Raw genomic sequence first — 18,025 nt, 5'->3', positions numbered from 1 at the left:
CTCCGTCCCCGGTTCTCACGGCGGCCCTCCGCGGCCGGGTCAGAGTCGTCAGCGAGCGCCGGGGTCATGTCAGGAGGTCGGGTCACTTCACGAGGTCGGCGGCGCGATCGGCGGCCACCAGCTCGCGCACGAGCGGCGCCACCTCGGTGCCGTAGAGCTCGATGCTGGTCATCAGCTTCTCGTGGGAGAGCGTGCCGAGGCTGTACTTGAGGTCGAAGCGGGAGAGCCCCAGACCGATCGCGGTGGCGGCGATTTTGGTGGCCACGGTCTGAGGTGAGCCCACGAAGAGGGCGCCGTCCGGGCCGGCGTCGTGTTCGAAGCGTTCCCGGGTGACCGGACCCCAACCGCGCTCTCGGCCGATCCGGTTCTGCATGGCGGCGTAGTGCGGCCACATTTCCTCGCGCGCCTGGACATCCGTCGCGGCGACATAGCCCGGCGAGTGTTCGCCGATCGGCCGGGTCGGCTTCTCGAACTGAGCCAGGGCACGGTGGTAGAGCTCGACCAGAGGCACGAAGGCCAGGGGCGAGCCGCCGATGATGGCCAGCATCAGCGGCAGGCCGTAGTGCGCCGCACGCACGACGGACTGCGGGCTTCCGCCCACGCCGATCCAGGTGGTGAGGGCTCCGGAGTCCGTCGGCGGGAACACCCTCTGGTTTCGCAGACCACCCCGGGTCTCGCCCGACCAGGTGACGGGCTCCTCCGTGAGCAGCTCGGTGAATAGGTTGAGCTTTTCCTCGAACAGCAGCTCGTACTGGTCCAACTCCAGGCCGAACAGCGGGAACGACTCAGTGAAGGAGCCGCGGCCCAGGATAACCTCTGCGCGTCCGTTCGAGACCGCATCGAGGGTGGAGAAGCGCTGGAAGACGCGCACCGGGTCGTCCGAGCTGAGGACGGTGACGGCGGACCCAAGACGGATGCCGGTGGTCTGCCCGGCGATCGCGGCGAGCACCACCTCGGGGGCGGAGACGGCGAAATCTTCCCGGTGGTGCTCACCGATCCCGAAGAAGTCGAGGCCCACCTGATCGGCCAGCACCCCCTCGGCCACCACGTTGCGCAGCGTCGCCGCCTGGGACAACCGGGCCCCAGAGGCGTCGAAGGTGACATCGCCGAAGGTGTCCAGCCCGAGTTCGAACTTTTCTGTCATCTGGTGCGTGCTCCTCGCGAAGGTCCGTACATTCGCCACAAAGTCTATGCAAATGCATTCAAAGACGAAACCGCGGCCCGCCCCTGAATATTCCGGGCCCGTGCGAAGGTTCGCGGCGCAGGTGGTGGACGCGGGCGCACTGTAGAACCTACGCCGGCTGTTACACGGTGCGCGACGACGGAGGTGGGGGGGCGCCGCGGGCGCGCCGTCGCGAGGGGGGCAGAATGGGGTCAGGCGCCATCACCGGTCGCCCCGGCGACAGGAGATCCCCCATGACCGAACACGAATTGATTGCGCTCTGGACCAAGGCCCGCTGGCACATCATCGTGTCCCAGCTCGCACCGACTTTCCTGCTCACGGCCCTCGTGGCCTTCCTGTCCGTCGGTCTGGCGGAGTCAGCGCTGAGTGTGCGCATCGCGGCCGCGGGCATCCTGCTAGCCTCGGGCATTCTCGGTGCGCTCGCTCAGATCGCGTCGGCGAACGAGGGCCTCTTCATCGTCGCGGATCTGCGCGCGCTGCCCGCCAGCAGCGCCCTCGGCCGCGGCGTCGTCGCCTCCGCGCCCTGGATCAACGTCGTGCGCTTCGTGACCCCGGCGGTCTTCGTGGTCGTCTACATCGCGCTCCTGGCCGCCCTGTTCCTGCCGTTCGCTTAGCTAATTACCACTACATCTAGGCATGGTCGGCATGTCGACCACAAGATGTGGTGGAGTCGAGGCGTAGGGTGGGCTCGAACGGACAGACTCGAATCCTTGAGTCTGCCGCGGAAGCCACCAAGGACGAACACGCATGACACCGCAACACCACGCACCGCTCGGCATCATCAAGCGCACCGGCGCCACTGCTCCCTTCGACGCAGAGCGGATCCGGGCCGCCGTCTCCGGCGCCGCCGCCGCGGGTGAGATGACCGGCGACGACGCAGGCCTGGTAACCGACACGGTGATCGCGGCGCTAGCCGAGCTCGGCCGGGAATACCCGACCGTGGAACAGGTGCAGGATCTCGTGGAGCAGACCCTGCTCGCGAAGAAGTATGCGGCGACGGCCCGGGCCTACATCGCCTACCGCGACCAGCACGCCCGGGACCGCGACGTCACGCGCACCACCGTGGATGTGAGCACGTCCATTAATGAGTACCTCGACCGCTCCGACTGGCGCGTCAACGCGAACGCGAACCAGGGCTACTCCCTCGGCGGGCTGATTCTGAACACGGCAGGGAAGGTCGTCGCGAATTACTGGCTCGCGAACGTCTACAGCGCCGAGATCGGCAAGGCGCACCGTGAGGGCGAACTACACATCCACGACCTCGACATGCTGGCCGGCTATTGCGCCGGCTGGTCGCTGCGGGTGCTCCTCGAAGAGGGTCTGAACGGTGTTCCGGACAAGGTCGAGTCCACTCCCCCGAAGCACTTCTCCTCGGCGATCGGCCAGATCGTCAACTTCCTCGGCACCATGCAGAACGAGTGGGCCGGCGCGCAGGCATTCAGCTCCTTCGACACCTACATGGCGCCGTTCGTGCGCCTCGACAAGCTGAGCTATGCCGAGGTGCGCCAGGGCATCCAGGAACTCATCTACAACCTCAACGTGCCCTCCCGCTGGGGCACCCAGACGCCGTTCACCAACCTCACCTTCGACTGGGTCTGCCCAGAGGACCTGCGCGAGCAGGTGCCCGTGATCGGTGGGGTGGAGCAGGACTTCGCCTACGGCGACCTGGCAGAGGAGATGGCCGTGATCAACCGGGCGTACATCGACGTGATGACCGCGGGCGACGCCAGCGGCCGGGTGTTCACCTTTCCCATCCCGACCTACAACATCACCGAGGACTTTGACTGGGAGTCGGAGAACGCCGACCGTCTCTTCGAGATGACCGCCAAGTACGGCACACCCTACTTTCAGAACTTCATCAACTCGGAACTCAAGCCCAACCAGATCCGCTCGATGTGCTGCCGCCTGCAGCTCGACCTGCGCGAGCTGCAGAAGCGCGGCAACGGCCTGTTCGGGTCCGCCGAGCAGACCGGCTCGCTCGGCGTCGTGACCGTCAACTGCGCCCGCCTCGGCTACACCCACCGCGGCAACGAGGCCGGGCTGCTCGCCGATCTCGACCGCCTGCTCGACCTGGCGAAGGACTCCCTGGAGCAGAAGCGCACCGTGATCGACCAGCTGATCGTCGATGGTCTGTTCCCGTACACGAAGCGTTACCTCGGCGCCGGTCTCCGCAACCACTTCTCCACCATCGGGGTCAACGGCATCAACGAAATGGTGCGCAACCTGACCGAGGACCTGCACGACATCACCTCCGACGAGGGCCACGCCATCGCCGTGCGGCTACTCGACCACGTGCGCACGCGCATGGTCGAGTTCCAGGAGGCCACCGGCAACATGTACAACCTGGAGGCCACCCCGGCCGAGGGAACCACCTACCGGTTCGCGAAGGAAGACCGGAAGCGATTCCCGGACATCCTGCAGGCCGGCACCGACGCGAACCCGTACTACACCAACTCGTCCCAGCTGCCGGTGGGCTTCACCGACGACCCGTTCGAGGCCCTCGACCGCCAGGACGAGTTGCAGATCAAGTACACCGGCGGCACCGTGCTGCACCTGTACATGTCGGAGAAGCTCTCCACGGCCGCGGCCTGCCGCGAGCTCGTCAAGCGCTCCCTGTCGACGCACCGGCTGCCCTACATCACGGTCACGCCGACGTTCTCGATCTGCCCCGACCACGGCTACCTGGCCGGCGAGCACCCGAGTTGCACGGTCTGCGGCGGCGTCTGCGAGGTCTGGACCCGGGTGATGGGCTACTTCCGTCCGGTCAGCTCGTTCAACATCGGCAAGAAGGGCGAGCACGCCGAGCGCACGCACTTCGTCGAAGCGGCGATGTCCCGGTGAGCACCCCGGCGAGCGCGGACGACCTGCAGATCGCGGGACTCGTGGCCCTGTCCACCTGCGACTGGCCCGGCAAGCTCGTGGCGACCGTGTTCCTCCAGGGCTGCCCCCTGGCGTGCACGTACTGCCACAACCCGGACCTGCTGGACCCGCGCGCGCCGGGAAGCATCCGTTGGCAGGAGGTGCGCGAGCTGCTGGCCAAGCGGCACGGCCTACTGGACGGAGTGGTCTTCTCGGGTGGGGAGCCCACCCGTCAGGCCGGTCTGGCCAGCGCCATGCGGGAGGTCAGAACCCTCGGCTTCGGTGTGGGCCTGCACACCGCGGGACCGTACCCGACCCGGTTCCGCGAGGTGCTGCCGCTCTGCGACTGGGTGGGCTTGGACATCAAGGCACCGGAGAAGCTGTACGGGGCGGTGACCGGGGTGCCATCGGCGGCCGAGAAGGCATTCGCCTGCCTGCGGGTGGCGCTCGACGCACAGGTGGACCTGCAGGTACGCACAACCGTCGACCCGATGGTCATGTCCCCGGGCGACGTGGCGGGGCTCGGCGCCACGCTGACCGCCCTGGGCGTGCGGGAGCACGTGCTGCAGACCGTGCGGTCCGAGGGTGCCCGCCCCGAGTTTGCGGCCCGGCTGAAGGCCCACCTGGAGCGTCTCGGCTAGCCTGCGTCGGCACGTCGACGAGGCTATACCGCGTCGAGGTAGAGCCAGCACCGGTCCAGGCGGACGAACCGGCTGACCTCGTGCTGTTGCGAGGTGGCGCCGCCGGACCTGTTGTACGCGATGAACTCCACCACCCCCTCGGTGTCGAACGGACCGCCCTGCGCGGTGCGCACGATCTCGAGGCGGAGCCAGCGCGCGTCGGCGTCGAGTTCCAGCGCCTCCGGACGGGTGCGCGGATGCCACGTCGCGAGCAGGTAGTCCGGCTCCCCCACCGCGAAGGCCGCGTACCGGGAGCGCATCAGAGCCTCAGCGGTGGGCGCCAGCGCCTCCCCGCGGTGGAACCGGCCGCAGCACTCGGAATACGGGTTGCCGCTCAGGCAGGGGCACGGCCGGGGTCGGGGCGGGCGCTCTACGGGGGTCGAAGTCTCTGGCACCCCTCCAGTATCGGGCAGTCCCGGTCTCGCAGCGCCGCCAGCGGACGCTAGGACCCGGTCAGTTCGGTCTCGTACTCCTGTTCCGTCGGCTGGGACTCGTGGTTCAGCCGGCGGCTGAGTTCGCCCCACCAGCGGTGGAGGCAGATCGAGAGACCCGCCCCGCCGGGGAGACGGCGGTTTAGGAATGCCGGTCGAAGGAGCCTAGAGTCGGCGCACCATGAATGACATTGCGATCGGCAGATACAGACATTACAAAGGCAACCCCTACGAGGTTCTGGGAGTGGCCCGGCACTCCGAGACCGATGAAGACTTGGTGGTCTACACCGCCCTGTACGGGGAACGAGGGCTGTGGGTGCGCCCACTGGCCATGTTTCTGGAGTCCATCACCATCGACGGCGCGGACGTTCCCCGCTTCGCCCTGGTCGAGAGCGAAGAGCAGCGTTCGTAATCACCGGAGACCGGAAAAAGCAGACCTGCGTCACACAGAACAGGCCCCGACCGAAGTCGGGGCCTGTTCTCTGTGACACTGTTTCACACTGATTGGTGGATCCGAGGGGATTCGAACCCCTGACCCCCTGCATGCCATGCAGGTGCGCTACCAGCTGCGCCACGGACCCAGATTGTGTTTCGGAACTTCCCCGAAACAACTTCTCTAGGCTACTACACGATTCGCCTGCTGCGTACCACCGCTATTCGGCAGCGTTGTGAGCTGGCAGCTCGATGGGGATGATCGGGCAGTCTTTCCAGAGCCGCTCGAGCGAGTAGTACACGCGCTCTTCCTCGTGGAAGATGTGCACGACGAGGTCGCCGAAGTCGACGAGGACCCAGCGACCCTCGGCACGTCCTTCGCGACGAAGCGGCTTATGCCCGGCCTCAGTCATCTTGTCTTCGATCTCACCGGCGATGGCCACCACGTTGCGCTCGGAACGCCCTGTGACGATCAGGAAGATATCGGTGAGAGGAAGGGGATTGGACACGTCGATTGCGACAAGGTCCTCCCCCGCTTTCGAGTCTGCGGCGGCGGCGGCCACCTGGAGGAGCTCGAGAGCATGGGCAGAAGCGGTCATCGAATGAATCCCTGAGTTAGTAAGAGCGAAACGGATGGCATTAGAAAATATTGAGGACGTAGCCGGCCACGATCAGGGCCAACACGCCGAAGGCAAGGACGCCGGCAGTGACAGTCAGGACGGCCGGAACGGTCAGGCCCGGCTTTTTCGGCGGAGCCATGACGCCGCGGGTCGACGCGTGCGTGCTGACGGCTCGGCTCGCACTGACGGGGGCGACGTCGCTGTGGTGTCCACCCTCGTCGAGCTGGTCGAGCATCTGGTCCATGTCGGACGAGTCGAAGACGTTCGGGAGAGATCCGGTGGAACCGAGGCTGCGGGGCAGGTCGATCGACCCGGTGACCATGATCTCGCCGGTACTCGAGAGCGGACCCGACGTGGATCCCTGGTGCGGGATCGATGGCAAGATCAGGGCGTTGGTCGTGGTGGGGATGCCGCCGGCGCTGATGCCGCGCGCCACGATCTGATCGAACGGCTCAAGCTGCGTCACACCGGGAACGTGGTCGTCGACCTCGTCGCGGGCCAGCGACCAGTGCCCGACGGGCGGGTGCAGCACGCCGGGACGGGACTTGACCTTGGTGCGTGGGGAAGCCTCAACCAGGAACTCGACGGGCGGCGCCACCTTGGCAGGGGCGACCGGAACGTGCAACGCATCAATGGCGAACGGGTACGACGTCGCCTCGGGAGCGGACACGGTGGAGATCGTGGCCGGGGCCGGGCTGACGACGCTCTCGGTATGGACGTCGTGTTTCAGCTGGTGTGCGCCGGAATCATCGACCCGAGCGGCCTGGAGTGCGCGCAACTCACGTCGGGTGAGGGTGCTGTGGTCCTGCGTCTGGACAGTGCGCGGCGGGACGTCAACCACGCGGGGTGCGAACGCGGACGGCCGGGCCGAGGGGACATCCGTCGACTGGGCGGATTCGAGGGGCGCGGGTTCGAGGGGCGCGGGTTCGAGGGGAGCCGGCGCCGAGGGAAGAGCCGATTCAACGGTGAACTGCTCGTTCCGACTTGCCAACTCGCGCGCTTGCCGACGCGTCAGTGGCTGCGGGTCATTACCCAACGTCATGCCACACTCCGATACAGATGGTGCTTTGAGATGTACTGGACAACCCCATCGGGGACCAGATACCAGACCGGGAATCCCCGATTCACACGTTCCCGGCAGTCCGTGGACGAGATGGCCAGAGCCGGAACCTCCAGTAAGCTTACGTCCTGGTTGGGCAATCCCGAAATAGTGAGCTCGTGTCCCGGACGACTCACAGCCACGAAATGGGCCAGGTCCCAGAGTTCCTGGACGTCTTTCCAGCCCAGGATCTGTCCCATGGCATCGGCGCCCGTAATGAAGAAAAGCTCCGCTTCGGGGCGTTCGGCGTGCAGGTCACGCAGGGTGTCGATCGTGTACGTGGGCCCGGTGCGGTCAATGTCGACCCGGCTCACGGTAAACCGGGGATTGGATGCGGTGGCGATGACCGTCATGAGGTACCGGTGCTCGCTTTCGGTCACATCCGCCTTCTGCCACGGCTGCCCGGTGGGCACGAAGACGACCTCGTCGAGGTCGAAGCTCTGCGCCACCTCGCTGGCGGCCACGAGGTGCCCGTGGTGGATGGGGTCGAACGTGCCGCCCATCACGCCGATGCGCGGTGGGCGTGCCCCGGGGGTATCGATACTCGAAGCTTTACGTCTAGTGGTCGCTGCGCGCGCCGCCGTGGGCGTCGGCGTAGGCCTTCGCCTTGGCCTGATGCCGGTTGGCGACATCCCGGTAGGACCAGACGACGAAGCCGAGCGCGGCGAAGACCACGAGCCCGATCACACCGTAGAGGAAGATGGGCATCGGCAAAGCGACGTGCCCGGTCTCAGCCAGCACAACGGTCAGGAACGACATGGGGTTCTCCATTCAGGGACACACAAGGCAAGAGGATGCGCCGCGGCCAACAGTCTAGCGGGGGCCTATGCGCGCACCTGGCCGGAGCCGCGCACGATCCACTTGGTGCTGGTGAGTTCGGGCAGACCCATCGGCCCGCGCGCGTGCAATTTCTGGGTGGAGATGCCCACTTCGGCTCCGAAACCGAACTCTCCGCCGTCGGTGAACCGAGTCGAGGCGTTGACCATGACCGCCGCGGAATCCACTTCTCCGAGGAACCGGTCGGCATTGACGATGTCGTTGGTGATGATCGACTCGGTGTGCCCGGTCGAGTAGTGGCGGATGTGCGCGATGGCGTCATCGAGGGAGTCGACGACCGCGACGGCCAATTCCAGGCCCATGTACTCGGTGGACCAGTCCTCCTCCGTGGCCGGCACAGCCGCGGGGTAGATCTTCCGCACGCGCTCGTCTCCGTGCAGGGTGACCCCGGACTCTGTCAGCTTCGCCAGCACGGCCGGCAGGAGCCGGGCGGCCGCGGCCTCATGCACGAGCAGGGTCTCGAGGGCGTTGCAGACACTGGGACGCTGCACCTTTGAGTTGTGCACGATGTCGACGGCCCATTCCAGGTTCGCCGACTCGTCGAGGAAGATGTGCACGACACCGGCCCCGGTCTCGATCACGGGCACGGTCGACTGGGTGACGACGGCCTGAATCAGGCCGGCACTCCCGCGCGGGATCAGCACGTCGACGTGGCCACGGGCCTGCATCAGCTCGGTGGCGCCGGCGCGGCCGAACGGATCGATGGTCTGCACGCACGCTGCCGGCAGGCCCACCTGCGAGAGTGCGGCCTGGAGCAGTCCGACCAGCACCCGGTTGGTGTTCTCGGCAGCGGATCCGCCCCGCAGGACGACGGCGTTGCCGCTCTTCAGAGCGATGGCTGCGATGTCGACGGTGACGTTCGGGCGCGCCTCGTAAATGACGCCGACGACGCCGAAAGGCACGCGCACCTGGCTGATCCGCACGCCGTTCGGCAGACTGGACCCACGCACCACCTCACCGGCGGGATCGGTGAGCAGGCTGATCTCGAGCACGGCGTCGGCGAGGGCGTCGATGCGCGCGGCGTCGAGGGTGAGCCGGTCGAGCAGGCCCGCGGAGAGGCCGTTCTCTGTGCCGGCGGCGAGATCCTGGGCGTTGGCGGCCAGAATCTCGTACGCGCTCCCCCGCAGGGCGGCGGCGATTCCGTGCAATGCCTTGTTCTTCAGCCCGGTCGGCGTCGTGGCCAGGGTGCGGGCGGCGGCACGGGCGGCTTCGAGGATCGGGGTGATCTGGGGTGACTCGGTCTGCGGCATGCCGGTAGTTTACGGCAGCGCGGGTGCGAACCAGGTTCCGACCGGGTCGCCGCGAAGCGCCTCGGCCACCAGACCGGTGGAGGTGAGCAGCACTGCGGTGCCGGCCTCGGCTGCGATTCGTGCGGCCGACACCTTGGTGTCGGCGCCCCCGGTGCCCACGCCCGAGCGGCTGCCGCTGAGTTCGACACCGAGCATCGGGTCTCCGAACGGAACAGTGTCGATGCGCTCCGCACCGGGCAGGTGCGGCGCGCGGGTGTAGAGGGCGTCGACATCGCTGAGCAGCACCAGCAGGTCGGCAGCGATGAGCGTGGCGACCAGAGCGGCCAGCCGGTCATTGTCGCCGAAGCGGATCTCATGGGTCGCCACCGTGTCGTTCTCGTTGACGATCGGCAGGATACGCAGGCCGAGCAGGCGGTCCATCGCCCGGTGGGCATTGCCACGGTGCGAGGGGTTCTCCAGATCGCCGGCAGTGAGGAGCACCTGGCCGGCGACGATGTCGTACCGGTCGAGGCTGTCCTGGTAGCGGAAGATGAGGAGGTTCTGGCCCACGGATGCCGCAGCCTGCTGGGTGGCCAGGTCGGTCGGCCGCTCGTCGAGCTGCAGGTAGGGCATGCCCGTGGCGATGGCCCCCGAGGAGACGAGGACGATCTCCGCGCCGCGCCCGTGCGCGTCGGCCAAAGCATCGACGAGCGGAGTGATCTGTGCGACGTTCGCGCCGCTGATCGACGACGAACCGACCTTCACGACGATGCGCGCGGCCGACGCGACCTCGTGCCGGCCGAGTGCGTTCACAGAAGCGCTCGGCCGGGCGCGGTGGGCATCGGTTCGAACCAGGTGCCGCACGAGCCGCCGCGGAGGGCGTCGGCGGCCAGGCTCGTCTCGGTGACAAGAACGGCCGTTCCGGCGGAAGCGGCCAGTCGGGCCGCCTTCACCTTGGTGTTCGCCCCGCCGGTTCCCACGTTGCCGGCACCCTTGTTCGTCCCGAATTCCATACCGCCCAGTCCCTGGTCGAACCCGATGAAGTCGATCGGTTCGGCGCCGGGCATGTGCGGGGGCTTGGTGTAGAGCGCGTCCACGTCGCTGAGCAGGAGCAGGAGGTCGGCGCGAATGAGCACCGAGAGCATGGCGGCCAGCCGGTCGTTGTCGCCGAAGCGCAGCCCGTAGGTGGCGACCGTGTCGTTCTCGTTGACGACAGGCATGATGCGCAGTTCGAGCAGCCGGTTCACCGCGCGCCGGGTGTTGCTGCGATGCGGCTCGTTGAGGAGGTCCCCCTCCGTCAGCAACACCTGTCCGGCGGCGATGCCGAACCGGTCCAGCGTCTCCTGGTAGCGGGCCGTGAGCACGTTCTGGCCTACGGAGGCGGCCGCCTGCTGGGTTGCCAGGTCGGCCGGCCGCTCGTCGAGATTGAGGTAGTCCATGCCGCTCGCTACCGCGCCGCTGGAGACCAGAACAACCTCGACGCCGCGGCCGTGCGCCTCGGCCAGGGCCTCGATCAGTGGCGCGATCTGCTCGGAGTTGTCGCCGCTGATCGACGAGGAACCGACCTTCACGACGATGCGCCGCGCGGAGGCGACCTGGGCGCGCGCGCGGTTGCTCATTCGGCCCCGTTCTCCTTGCGGGGCGACACCGGGACTGAGCCGTCGCCGGTCAGGGTGTCGCCGTTGTACTCTTCCTCGCCGGTCGACCACATGCCGGCCTCGCGCTCCCGGATCAGCTCGGCGCGGGCGGCTGCCTTGGCGTCCATCCGGCCGAAGTACTCCTCGCGGCGTTCGTTGCTGGTGCGACGCTTGGAGTCGTCGAGACGGGTGTCGGTTCCACGCGGGGCCGTGATCAGTTCGGCCGTCGAGGTGAGGGTCGGCTCCCAGTCGAAGACCACGCCGTTGCCCGGCCCGATGATGACCGTCGAGCCGGCGATGGCTCCGGCCTTGAACAGCTCGTTCTCGATTCCGAGCTTGGCGAGGCGATCCGCCAGGAAGCCGACGGCCTCGTCGTTCTTGAAGTCAGTCTGCTGCACCCAGCGCTCGGGCTTGGAGCCGATAATGCGGTAGATGTTGCCGAACGAGCCACCCTCGACCTTGACGACGAAGCCGCTGTCGTCGACGGGCTTCGGGCGGATCACGATGCGCGGTTTGACGGCCTGCGCCGCGGCAGCCTCGACCCGGCCGGCCTCGACGGTCTCGGCCAGCGCGTAGTTGAGCTGCTTGAGACCCTCGTGGCTGACGGTCGAGATCTCGAACACGCGGTAGCCGCGCGCCTCGAGGTCAGGCTTCACGAACTCCGCGAGCTCGCGGCCCTCGGGAACGTCGATCTTGTTCAGGGCGATCAGCTGGGGGCGCTCGAGGAGCGGCTTCTGGCCGTCGGGTACCGGGTAGGCGGCCAGTTCGCCGAGGATGACGTCGAGGTCGCTGAGCGGGTCGCGGTCGGGGTCGAGCGTGGCGCAGTCGAGGATGTGCAGCAGCGCCGTGCAGCGCTCCACGTGTCGAAGGAACTCAAGGCCGAGGCCCTTGCCCTCGCTGGCGCCCTCGATCAGGCCGGGCACATCGGCGACGGTGTAGCGCACCTCGCCTGCGTCCACGACGCCGAGGTTGGGGTGCAGGGTCGTGAACGGGTAGTCCGCGATCTTGGGGCGAGCCGCCGAGATGGCCGCGATCAGACTGGACTTGCCGGCCGAGGGGTAACCCACGAGCGCGACATCCGCCACGGTCTTGAGTTCGAGCTGGATGTCGCCTTCCCAGCCGTAGGTGCCGAGGAGCGCGAAGCCGGGGGCTTTGCGCTTGAGGGAGGCCAGAGCTGCGTTGCCGAGTCCGCCCTGTCCGCCGGGCGCGACGACGATGCGGAAGCCCGGTTCGGTCATGTCGGCGAGTTCGTTGCCCTCAGCGTCTTTCACCACGGTGCCCAGCGGCACTGACAGCTCCATCAACTCGCTGCCGAAGCCGGCGCGGTGGTCACCCATGCCGGGGCCACCGTTCGCGGAGCTGCGGTGCGGGGACCGGTGGTAGCCGAGGAGGGTCGTCACGTTGGGGTCGGCGACGAGCACGATGTCGCCGCCGCTTCCGCCGTTTCCGCCGTCGGGGCCGGCGAGAGGCTTGAACTTCTCACGCTTGACGGAGACACAGCCGTTCCCTCCGTTGCCTGCTCGCAGGTGGAGAGTGACGTGGTCGACAAACGTGGCCATGGGGGTGCCCCTTTCAGGTGGCGAAAAACTCAGTGGTGCCGCAATCAGTGGCTCCGTTGATCTCTCGGTGCCGGGTGTGCCGTAAAACACGCAAAGGGCGAGCCGAAGCCCGCCCTCACGCTTACCGAAGTGGAATGCCTAAGCGGCAGCCACCACGATGTTGACGACCTTGCGGCCGCCCTTGGCGCCGAACTCAACCGAGCCGGGCTCGAGAGCGAAGAGCGTGTCGTCGCCACCACGGCCGACGTTCACGCCGGGGTGGAAGTGGGTGCCACGCTGACGGACGATGATCTCGCCCGCGCTGACAACCTGACCGCCGAAGCGCTTCACGCCGAGGCGCTGGGCGTTGGAGTCGCGACCGTTGCGAGTGGAACTCGCGCCTTTTTTATGTGCCATCTGTTCTGCTCCTCAGGGCCTAGGCGATGCCGGTAACCTGAACGCGAGTGAGCTCCTGACGGTGCCCCTGACGCTTCTTGTACCCGGTCTTGTTCTTGAACTTCTGGATGACGATCTTCGGACCACGGAGGTCGTTCAAGACCTCGGCGGTAACCGTGATCTTTGCCAGTGACTGCGAGTCAGAGGTGATCGTGTCGCCGTCGACGAGAAGCACAGCGGCCAGCTCGACGTTGCCGTCCTTGTTGGCTTTGATTCGGTCCATCGTGACAATGGTTCCGACCTCTACCTTTTCCTGCCGCCCACCGGCGCGCACAACTGCGTAAACCACGTTACGTACCTATCTCTGGGGAGCCGTGAGGCCCCGTGATGGAAAGTTACTGCTTTGAACAGGCCAAGTCGGCCGGTCGCTTTCAGAAAACTTCGGTGATCGCGGGGGCAAAGGCCCATCGCACACCAAGAGCCAACGTTAGCCGATCCTGCCGCAACGGTCAAACCGAGGCCGGATCATAGACTCGGGTGATGACCGTGCTGATCGACTCGCCCATGTGGCCCGCGCATGGCACCGTCTGGTCCCATCTTGTCAGTGATTCGTCCCTGGCCGAATTGCACGCGTTCGCCGCCCGGAACGGCATCCCCCGCCGTGGCTTCGACCTGGACCACTACGACGTGCCGGCTCACCGCCACGACGCGCTGGTGGCCGCGGGGGCGCATCCGGTGGGCAATCGGGAACTGGTGCTGCGGCTGCGTGCCAGCGGCCTGCGCGTGAGCGGGCGGGACCGCCCGATTCACCGCCTTCCCCCGGAGTCCTGAGCGGCCCCGGGGGCGTCCCGGACTGCTCGCGGAGGCCGCACCTCGGGGCTTCCCGGAGGGCCTGACGAGATGGGGCGACCGGCGGCGCCCTGACCCGTGGGCCATGCACTGCCGGTCGCCCGGTCGACTCGATTCGTCCCTGCGGGGACTCTCGTTACTGCTGGGAATCCGGCGACGCCGTCACGATCGGCTGGGCCGATCCGGTGGATCCGCCTGCCGTCGTCACCCGACGGCTGCGCGAACGACCCTGTCCGGGCTGCTTGGGCTCGGGCAGGGCGTCCAGCACCGAGTCCAGCAGCTGGTCGGTGACCTGCTTGCTGACCGTGCGGCGGCTCCGCGAGGACTTCTTGACCGGGATGTCCAGGATGGCGACGGACTCGTCGTCGTCGGGCCGGACCACCTTGGACGTGGCCGGCACCTCGACCGGAGTCTGCTGCACCGGCACCACCGGGGCCTGCGGCGTCTCCGTGACAACGGGCTCTGCGACCCGCTGGCGGGGCGTGGAGGAGGCCCTACGGCTGCGGCGTGCCGGCGGGGACGACGTCTCGGCCGCTGCCGCATCGTTCACGGCCGCCTCGATCGGGTTGGTCGGGGCGGACGACGCCTCAACGGATGCCGCCGGGGCGGCCGTCGTCGCCACGGCAGCCGAATCCGGCTGCGCCTCGGGCAGGGTGATGATCGGGATCGAGCCGGTGAGGGCGCGCGGGATGGTGCGCGCGGCGATCAGCGCGAGAGCGTGCTTGGCGTCCTCGGTGATGCCGTGGGTGCCGTTGGCGCCGTGGGTGGACCTGCCGGCGTCGACCTGCGGCGCACTCGCTGTGCCGGAGCTGCCGGAGCTGCCGGAGTTGCCGGAGTTGCCGCCGCGGTGCCCGTTGTCCCCGCCGGAATTGTTGCCTGTCTTGTTGCGCGGGCGACGCTCCATGGCCGGCTGAGCCGTCTGGCGGTGCTTGAGCACCGGGTCGTGGTGGATGACGATGCCGCGACCGGCACAGGCTTCACAGTTTTCGCTGAACGATTCCAGCAGGCCCAGGCCCAGCTTCTTACGGGTCATCTGCACGAGTCCGAGCGAGGTGACCTCGGCGACCTGGTGCTTGGTGCGGTCCCGGCTCAGGCATTCGAGCATGCGGCGCAGCACGAGGTCACGATTGGTTTCGAGGACCATGTCGATGAAGTCGACGACGATGATGCCGCCGATGTCGCGCAGGCGGAGCTGGCGCACGATTTCTTCGGCCGCCTCGAGGTTGTTCTTCGTGACGGTCTCTTCGAGGTTTCCACCCGAGCCGACGAACTTGCCGGTGTTGACGTCGACGACGGTCATGGCCTCGGTGCGGTCGATCACGAGGGAACCGCCGGACGGCAGCCAGACCTTGCGGTCGAGGGCCTTTTCGATCTGCTCTGAGATGCGGTACTCGTCGAAGGCGTCGACCTCGCCCTGGTAGCGCTCCACGCGCTCCACCAGGTCCGGTGCGACCTGACGCAGGTAGGCCTCGATGACCTCACGGGATTCCTCGCCCGAGATGACCATCTTCTGGAAGTCCTCGTTGAAGACATCCCGCACGATCTTGATCAGGAGGTCCGGTTCGCTGTGCAGCAGGGCTGGAGCCTGCACCGTGTCGACCTGCTTGGCGATGGATGCCCACTGCGCGGTGAGCCGGTTGACGTCGAGTGTCAGCTGCTCATCGGTGGCCCCCTCGGCCGCGGTGCGCACGATGACGCCCACGTTCTCGGGCAGAACCTCCTTGAGGATCTTCTTCAGGCGGGCCCGCTCGGTGTCGGGCAGCTTGCGGCTGATCCCGTTCATCGAGCCGTTCGGCACGTACACGAGGTAGCGCCCCGGCAGGGACACCTGACTGGTGAGGCGCGCGCCCTTGTGGCCGATCGGGTCCTTGGTGACCTGCACGAGCACCTTGTCGCCCGGCTTGAGTGCGAGCTCGATGCGACGGGTCTGGCTGCTGTTGCCGGAGTTCCCGGCGGCGGCCTCCCAGTCGACTTCACCGGAGTAGAGCACAGCGTTGCGGCCGCGTCCGATGTCGACGAAGGCGGCTTCCATGCTCGGCAGTACGTTCTGCACCTTGCCGAGGTAGACGTTGCCGATCAGCGAGGCATCCTGGTTCTTGGCGACGTAGTGCTCGACCAGCACGCCGTCTTCCAGCACACCGATCTGGATCTTGTTGTGCTTGGCCCGCACGACCATGACCCGGTCGACGGATTCGCGCCGGGCGAGGAACTCGGCCTCGGTGATCACCGGGCGGCGACGACCGGCATCGCGGCCGTCACGGCGGCGCTGCTTCTTGGCCTCGAGGCGGGTCGATCCCTTGATGCGCTGGGGTTCGGTGATGAGTTCGGGTTCGCGGGGCGGACGAACGCGAACGACTGTGTTCGCCGGGTCGTCGGATCCGGATCGGCTTTCGTCGCCGGTGCGGCGGCGGGCGCGACGGCGAACGGTCGACGACTCGTCGCCCTCGTCGGCGTGGTCCTGGCGCTGGTCGGGCCGGTTGTCCTGGCGTTGGTCCTGGCGCTGGTCCTGACGGGTGTCCTGACGGGTGTCCTGACGAGTGTCCTGGCGCACGGTGTCGCGCCGCACTCCGGCACGCGCCGGCAGCGGCACGATGACCGGAGCCTGGAACACCAACGAGGTGGACGGGCGGCGAACCACTTCGGCGGTCGGGGTGGGCGGCGGCGTCGGTTCCACGGCAGCGTCCTGTTCTGAGTCGGGGGTTCCACCGAACAGAGCGGCGGCTGCCTGCTCGGTCACGGCATCGTCGGTGTGGACGGGGGTTGTCAGCGGTGCTGCAACGGGCTCGCTCGTCGCCGAGGCGACAGGCACGTTCTCCGGAACAGTCACCGGGGTGGCAGCCCTGCGGGAGGTGCGGCGGGCGCCGAACAATCCCTTGCGTTTCTTGATGTTTTCGTTGTCTTCCACCATCACTGGTGCGCTCCTTGACCGGTTTGGGCGACCGCGCCACCCATCCGGCTACTCTCTCGTGCGAGGATCACGCTTGCGCGAAACCCTCGGGAATCCTCATCGTTCGCAACCGGCTCTTGGCTCTGGCTGCTAATACCTTTGGTCGTGGGACCAATGAATCTGGGCATTTACGGCCCATTAAGACTTCTTTGGCGTCAACTTAAGCGCGGCTCAAGCAACTGTTTCGATTATCGCATGCATTCTCAGGAACACGCGCGAGGCACATGACATAATCCGGGGGTGTCCTTCACCCCGCCCGTCAAGCGCCCCGTCGGGCTCGCCATCTTCTTCATCGTCGGTGGTTTGATCGCCCTCACCGCGGCCTTTCTGCTGACCATCGATAAGTTCGCCATTCTCGAGGACCCGCAGGCGCAGCTGTCCTGCAACTTCAGCGTGCTGGTGGGCTGCAGCACCAACCTGGGGTCGTGGCAGGGCGCCATTCTCGGGTTCCCCAACCCGGTGATCGGCCTGATGGCCTGGCCGGTCGTCATCACGACGGGTGCCGCGATCCTAGCCGGAGCACGCTTCGCCCGCTGGTTCTGGATCGGGCTGAACGTCGGCGTCACCGGCGCCCTCGCCTTTGTGATCTGGCTGATGGCGCAGAGCTTCTTTGTGCTCGACGTGCTCTGCCCGTGGTGCATGGTGACCTGGACGATCACGATCCCGATGTTCCTGGCAGTGACGCTGCACAACCTCACGGTCGGCAACCTTCCCGCGGGGCCGCGGGTGCGACGCGCCGCATCCGTCGCCTACTCCTGGATAGCCGTGATCACGATCGTCTGCTACCTGATCGCCGCCGTCATCGCCCAGGTTGAGATGGACTTCCTGAACCGCCTGTAGTGGCGGGCGCTGGTCGAGCCGCGATGGTCGAGCAGCGCTGGTGCTCGAGCCGCGCTGGTCGAGGCGCCCCGGTGTTCGAGCCGCGCTGGTCGAGGCTCGCTGGTCGAGGCTCGCTGGTCGAGGCTCGCTGGTCGAGGCTCGCTGGTCGAGGCTCGCTGGTCGAGCCGGTCGAGACCCGGCGATCCGATCTCCGGAGGTTCGCCCGCGGCATCCGTCGCGATCGACGTCACTAACTGAGGGGATTCTCGCGATGCGCCGCCCACCCCGGCGCCAACTCCGGCGTGTCCCGAAAATCTCCTCATTCACGTGACGACGGACTTGGGCTGGGCGCCCCCTAGCTGTTCTTCCCACGGAGGTTGTGAGCGTGGCGTGAGCTAAAAAGGTGAGGACCTCCGGTATCGATTGGGTTACCACACTCAAGTCGATGCCACGGAGGCCCTCATCTCTT

General features: G+C 67.2%; 19 protein-coding genes and 1 tRNA gene. 6 read left to right on the top strand and 14 right to left on the bottom strand.

What is annotated here, in order from left to right:
* Positions 1 to 82: 82 nt before the first annotated feature.
* A complete protein-coding gene (locus tag E3O67_RS06375; RefSeq protein WP_135102272.1) occupies positions 83 to 1,144 on the bottom strand; it encodes an LLM class flavin-dependent oxidoreductase in 1,062 nt (353 codons plus the stop codon).
* A 272-nt stretch (positions 1,145 to 1,416) separates the two neighbouring features.
* Between E3O67_RS06375 and E3O67_RS06370 the strand changes: the two genes are divergently transcribed.
* The 3 genes from E3O67_RS06370 (at position 1,417) to E3O67_RS06360 (ending at position 4,683) form a co-directional block, all read left to right on the top strand.
* Positions 1,417 to 1,797 carry a hypothetical protein gene (locus tag E3O67_RS06370; protein WP_135102271.1) on the top strand — a complete coding sequence of 127 codons (381 nt, stop codon included), beginning with the start codon at positions 1,417 to 1,419 and terminating at the stop codon, positions 1,795 to 1,797.
* 133 nt (positions 1,798 to 1,930) lie between these two features.
* Positions 1,931 to 4,024, top strand: a complete 2,094-nt coding sequence (locus E3O67_RS06365; RefSeq protein ID WP_135102270.1) for a ribonucleoside triphosphate reductase — start codon at positions 1,931 to 1,933, stop codon at positions 4,022 to 4,024.
* Entirely contained in the window at positions 4,021 to 4,683 is a 663-nt protein-coding gene (locus E3O67_RS06360; protein WP_135102269.1) for an anaerobic ribonucleoside-triphosphate reductase activating protein, read from the top strand. Before E3O67_RS06365 ends, E3O67_RS06360 begins: the two co-directional genes overlap by 4 nt.
* Positions 4,684 to 4,706: 23 nt before the next feature.
* Here the strand turns inward: E3O67_RS06360 and E3O67_RS06355 are convergent, their stop codons facing one another.
* The gene (locus E3O67_RS06355) at positions 4,707 to 5,117 is read right to left on the bottom strand and encodes a YchJ family protein (RefSeq protein WP_135102268.1); all 411 of its coding nucleotides are present in this window, start codon (positions 5,115 to 5,117) and stop codon (positions 4,707 to 4,709) included.
* 217 nt (positions 5,118 to 5,334) lie between these two features.
* Between E3O67_RS06355 and E3O67_RS06350 the strand changes: the two genes are divergently transcribed.
* On the top strand, positions 5,335 to 5,565 hold the full coding sequence (locus tag E3O67_RS06350; RefSeq protein ID WP_134430527.1) for a DUF1653 domain-containing protein: 231 nt from the start codon (positions 5,335 to 5,337) through the stop codon (positions 5,563 to 5,565).
* Positions 5,566 to 5,658: 93 nt separating this feature from the next.
* Here the strand turns inward: E3O67_RS06350 and E3O67_RS06345 are convergent.
* The 11 genes from E3O67_RS06345 to rplU form a co-directional block, all read right to left on the bottom strand.
* A tRNA-Ala gene (locus E3O67_RS06345) sits at positions 5,659 to 5,734 on the bottom strand.
* A gap of 72 nt (positions 5,735 to 5,806) precedes the next feature.
* Positions 5,807 to 6,184, bottom strand: a complete 378-nt coding sequence (gene rsfS / locus E3O67_RS06340) for a ribosome silencing factor (protein ID WP_134430530.1) — start codon at positions 6,182 to 6,184, stop codon at positions 5,807 to 5,809.
* Between the two features lie 40 nt (positions 6,185 to 6,224).
* Positions 6,225 to 7,247, bottom strand: coding sequence for a hypothetical protein (locus E3O67_RS06335; protein WP_135102267.1), 1,023 nt, complete (start codon positions 7,245 to 7,247; stop codon positions 6,225 to 6,227).
* A complete protein-coding gene (gene nadD / locus E3O67_RS06330) occupies positions 7,244 to 7,846 on the bottom strand; it encodes a nicotinate-nucleotide adenylyltransferase (protein WP_255575626.1) in 603 nt (200 codons plus the stop codon). Before nadD ends, E3O67_RS06335 begins: the two co-directional genes overlap by 4 nt.
* Before the next feature lie 16 nt (positions 7,847 to 7,862).
* A complete protein-coding gene (locus tag E3O67_RS06325) occupies positions 7,863 to 8,063 on the bottom strand; it encodes a hypothetical protein (protein ID WP_134430539.1) in 201 nt (66 codons plus the stop codon).
* A 65-nt stretch (positions 8,064 to 8,128) separates the two neighbouring features.
* Positions 8,129 to 9,391 (bottom strand): glutamate-5-semialdehyde dehydrogenase, encoded by a 1,263-nt coding sequence (locus E3O67_RS06320; RefSeq protein WP_135102266.1) that lies wholly within the window; start codon positions 9,389 to 9,391, stop codon positions 8,129 to 8,131.
* 9 nt (positions 9,392 to 9,400) lie between these two features.
* Positions 9,401 to 10,183, bottom strand: coding sequence for a glutamate 5-kinase (gene proB, locus E3O67_RS06315; protein WP_134430545.1), 783 nt, complete (start codon positions 10,181 to 10,183; stop codon positions 9,401 to 9,403).
* Positions 10,180 to 10,989: a glutamate 5-kinase gene (gene proB / locus E3O67_RS06310; protein WP_135102265.1), complete on the bottom strand. Its 810-nt coding sequence runs from the start codon at positions 10,987 to 10,989 to the stop codon at positions 10,180 to 10,182. Before proB (E3O67_RS06310) ends, proB (E3O67_RS06315) begins: the two co-directional genes overlap by 4 nt.
* A complete protein-coding gene (gene obgE / locus E3O67_RS06305) occupies positions 10,986 to 12,566 on the bottom strand; it encodes a GTPase ObgE (RefSeq protein WP_134430551.1) in 1,581 nt (526 codons plus the stop codon). The genes proB (E3O67_RS06310) and obgE overlap by 4 nt, the downstream gene beginning before the upstream one ends.
* 138 nt (positions 12,567 to 12,704) lie before the next feature.
* The gene (gene rpmA / locus E3O67_RS06300; protein ID WP_104169636.1) at positions 12,705 to 12,962 is read right to left on the bottom strand and encodes a 50S ribosomal protein L27; all 258 of its coding nucleotides are present in this window, start codon (positions 12,960 to 12,962) and stop codon (positions 12,705 to 12,707) included.
* A 19-nt stretch (positions 12,963 to 12,981) separates the two neighbouring features.
* Entirely contained in the window at positions 12,982 to 13,290 is a 309-nt protein-coding gene (rplU, locus tag E3O67_RS06295; RefSeq protein WP_104103412.1) for a 50S ribosomal protein L21, read from the bottom strand.
* Between the two features lie 191 nt (positions 13,291 to 13,481).
* Here rplU and E3O67_RS06290 point away from each other — a divergent pair, with 191 nt between their 5' ends.
* Positions 13,482 to 13,772 carry a DUF4031 domain-containing protein gene (locus tag E3O67_RS06290; RefSeq protein WP_135102264.1) on the top strand — a complete coding sequence of 97 codons (291 nt, stop codon included), beginning with the start codon at positions 13,482 to 13,484 and terminating at the stop codon, positions 13,770 to 13,772.
* Between the two features lie 154 nt (positions 13,773 to 13,926).
* On the opposite strand, the gene E3O67_RS06285 is transcribed toward E3O67_RS06290, so the two are convergent.
* Complete coding sequence (locus E3O67_RS06285; RefSeq protein WP_135102263.1) at positions 13,927 to 16,698, bottom strand: Rne/Rng family ribonuclease; 2,772 nt, start codon at positions 16,696 to 16,698, stop codon at positions 13,927 to 13,929.
* A gap of 279 nt (positions 16,699 to 16,977) precedes the next feature.
* Between E3O67_RS06285 and E3O67_RS06280 the strand changes: the two genes are divergently transcribed.
* On the top strand, positions 16,978 to 17,577 hold the full coding sequence (locus tag E3O67_RS06280) for a vitamin K epoxide reductase family protein (protein WP_241979282.1): 600 nt from the start codon (positions 16,978 to 16,980) through the stop codon (positions 17,575 to 17,577).
* The last annotated feature ends 448 nt before the right edge of the window (positions 17,578 to 18,025 follow it).

It is taken from the genome of Cryobacterium sp. TMT3-29-2, from assembly GCF_004564305.1.
Classification (GTDB): domain Bacteria; phylum Actinomycetota; class Actinomycetes; order Actinomycetales; family Microbacteriaceae; genus Cryobacterium; species Cryobacterium sinapicolor.
The sequence above is the reverse complement of the archived record's forward strand: the minus strand, read 5'-3'. Positions and strand labels throughout refer to the sequence as shown.

What these genes read in the sequence shown, in the direction of transcription:
- rpmA (WP_104169636.1), bottom strand. Translation starts at nt 12,962, where the DNA reads ATGGCACATAAAAAAGGCGCGAGTTCCACTCGCAACGGTCGCGACTCC.
- E3O67_RS06370 (WP_135102271.1), top strand. Translation starts at nt 1,417, where the DNA reads ATGACCGAACACGAATTGATTGCGCTCTGGACCAAGGCCCGCTGGCAC.
- proB (WP_135102265.1), bottom strand. Translation starts at nt 10,989, where the DNA reads ATGAGCAACCGCGCGCGCGCCCAGGTCGCCTCCGCGCGGCGCATCGTC.
- rsfS (WP_134430530.1), bottom strand. Translation starts at nt 6,184, where the DNA reads ATGACCGCTTCTGCCCATGCTCTCGAGCTCCTCCAGGTGGCCGCCGCC.
- E3O67_RS06365 (WP_135102270.1), top strand. Translation starts at nt 1,931, where the DNA reads ATGACACCGCAACACCACGCACCGCTCGGCATCATCAAGCGCACCGGC.
- obgE (WP_134430551.1), bottom strand. Translation starts at nt 12,566, where the DNA reads ATGGCCACGTTTGTCGACCACGTCACTCTCCACCTGCGAGCAGGCAAC.
- E3O67_RS06320 (WP_135102266.1), bottom strand. Translation starts at nt 9,391, where the DNA reads ATGCCGCAGACCGAGTCACCCCAGATCACCCCGATCCTCGAAGCCGCC.
- E3O67_RS06285 (WP_135102263.1), bottom strand. Translation starts at nt 16,698, where the DNA reads ATGGTGGAAGACAACGAAAACATCAAGAAACGCAAGGGATTGTTCGGC.
- E3O67_RS06325 (WP_134430539.1), bottom strand. Translation starts at nt 8,063, where the DNA reads ATGTCGTTCCTGACCGTTGTGCTGGCTGAGACCGGGCACGTCGCTTTG.
- E3O67_RS06335 (WP_135102267.1), bottom strand. Translation starts at nt 7,247, where the DNA reads ATGACGTTGGGTAATGACCCGCAGCCACTGACGCGTCGGCAAGCGCGC.
- E3O67_RS06350 (WP_134430527.1), top strand. Translation starts at nt 5,335, where the DNA reads ATGAATGACATTGCGATCGGCAGATACAGACATTACAAAGGCAACCCC.
- E3O67_RS06375 (WP_135102272.1), bottom strand. Translation starts at nt 1,144, where the DNA reads ATGACAGAAAAGTTCGAACTCGGGCTGGACACCTTCGGCGATGTCACC.
- E3O67_RS06290 (WP_135102264.1), top strand. Translation starts at nt 13,482, where the DNA reads ATGACCGTGCTGATCGACTCGCCCATGTGGCCCGCGCATGGCACCGTC.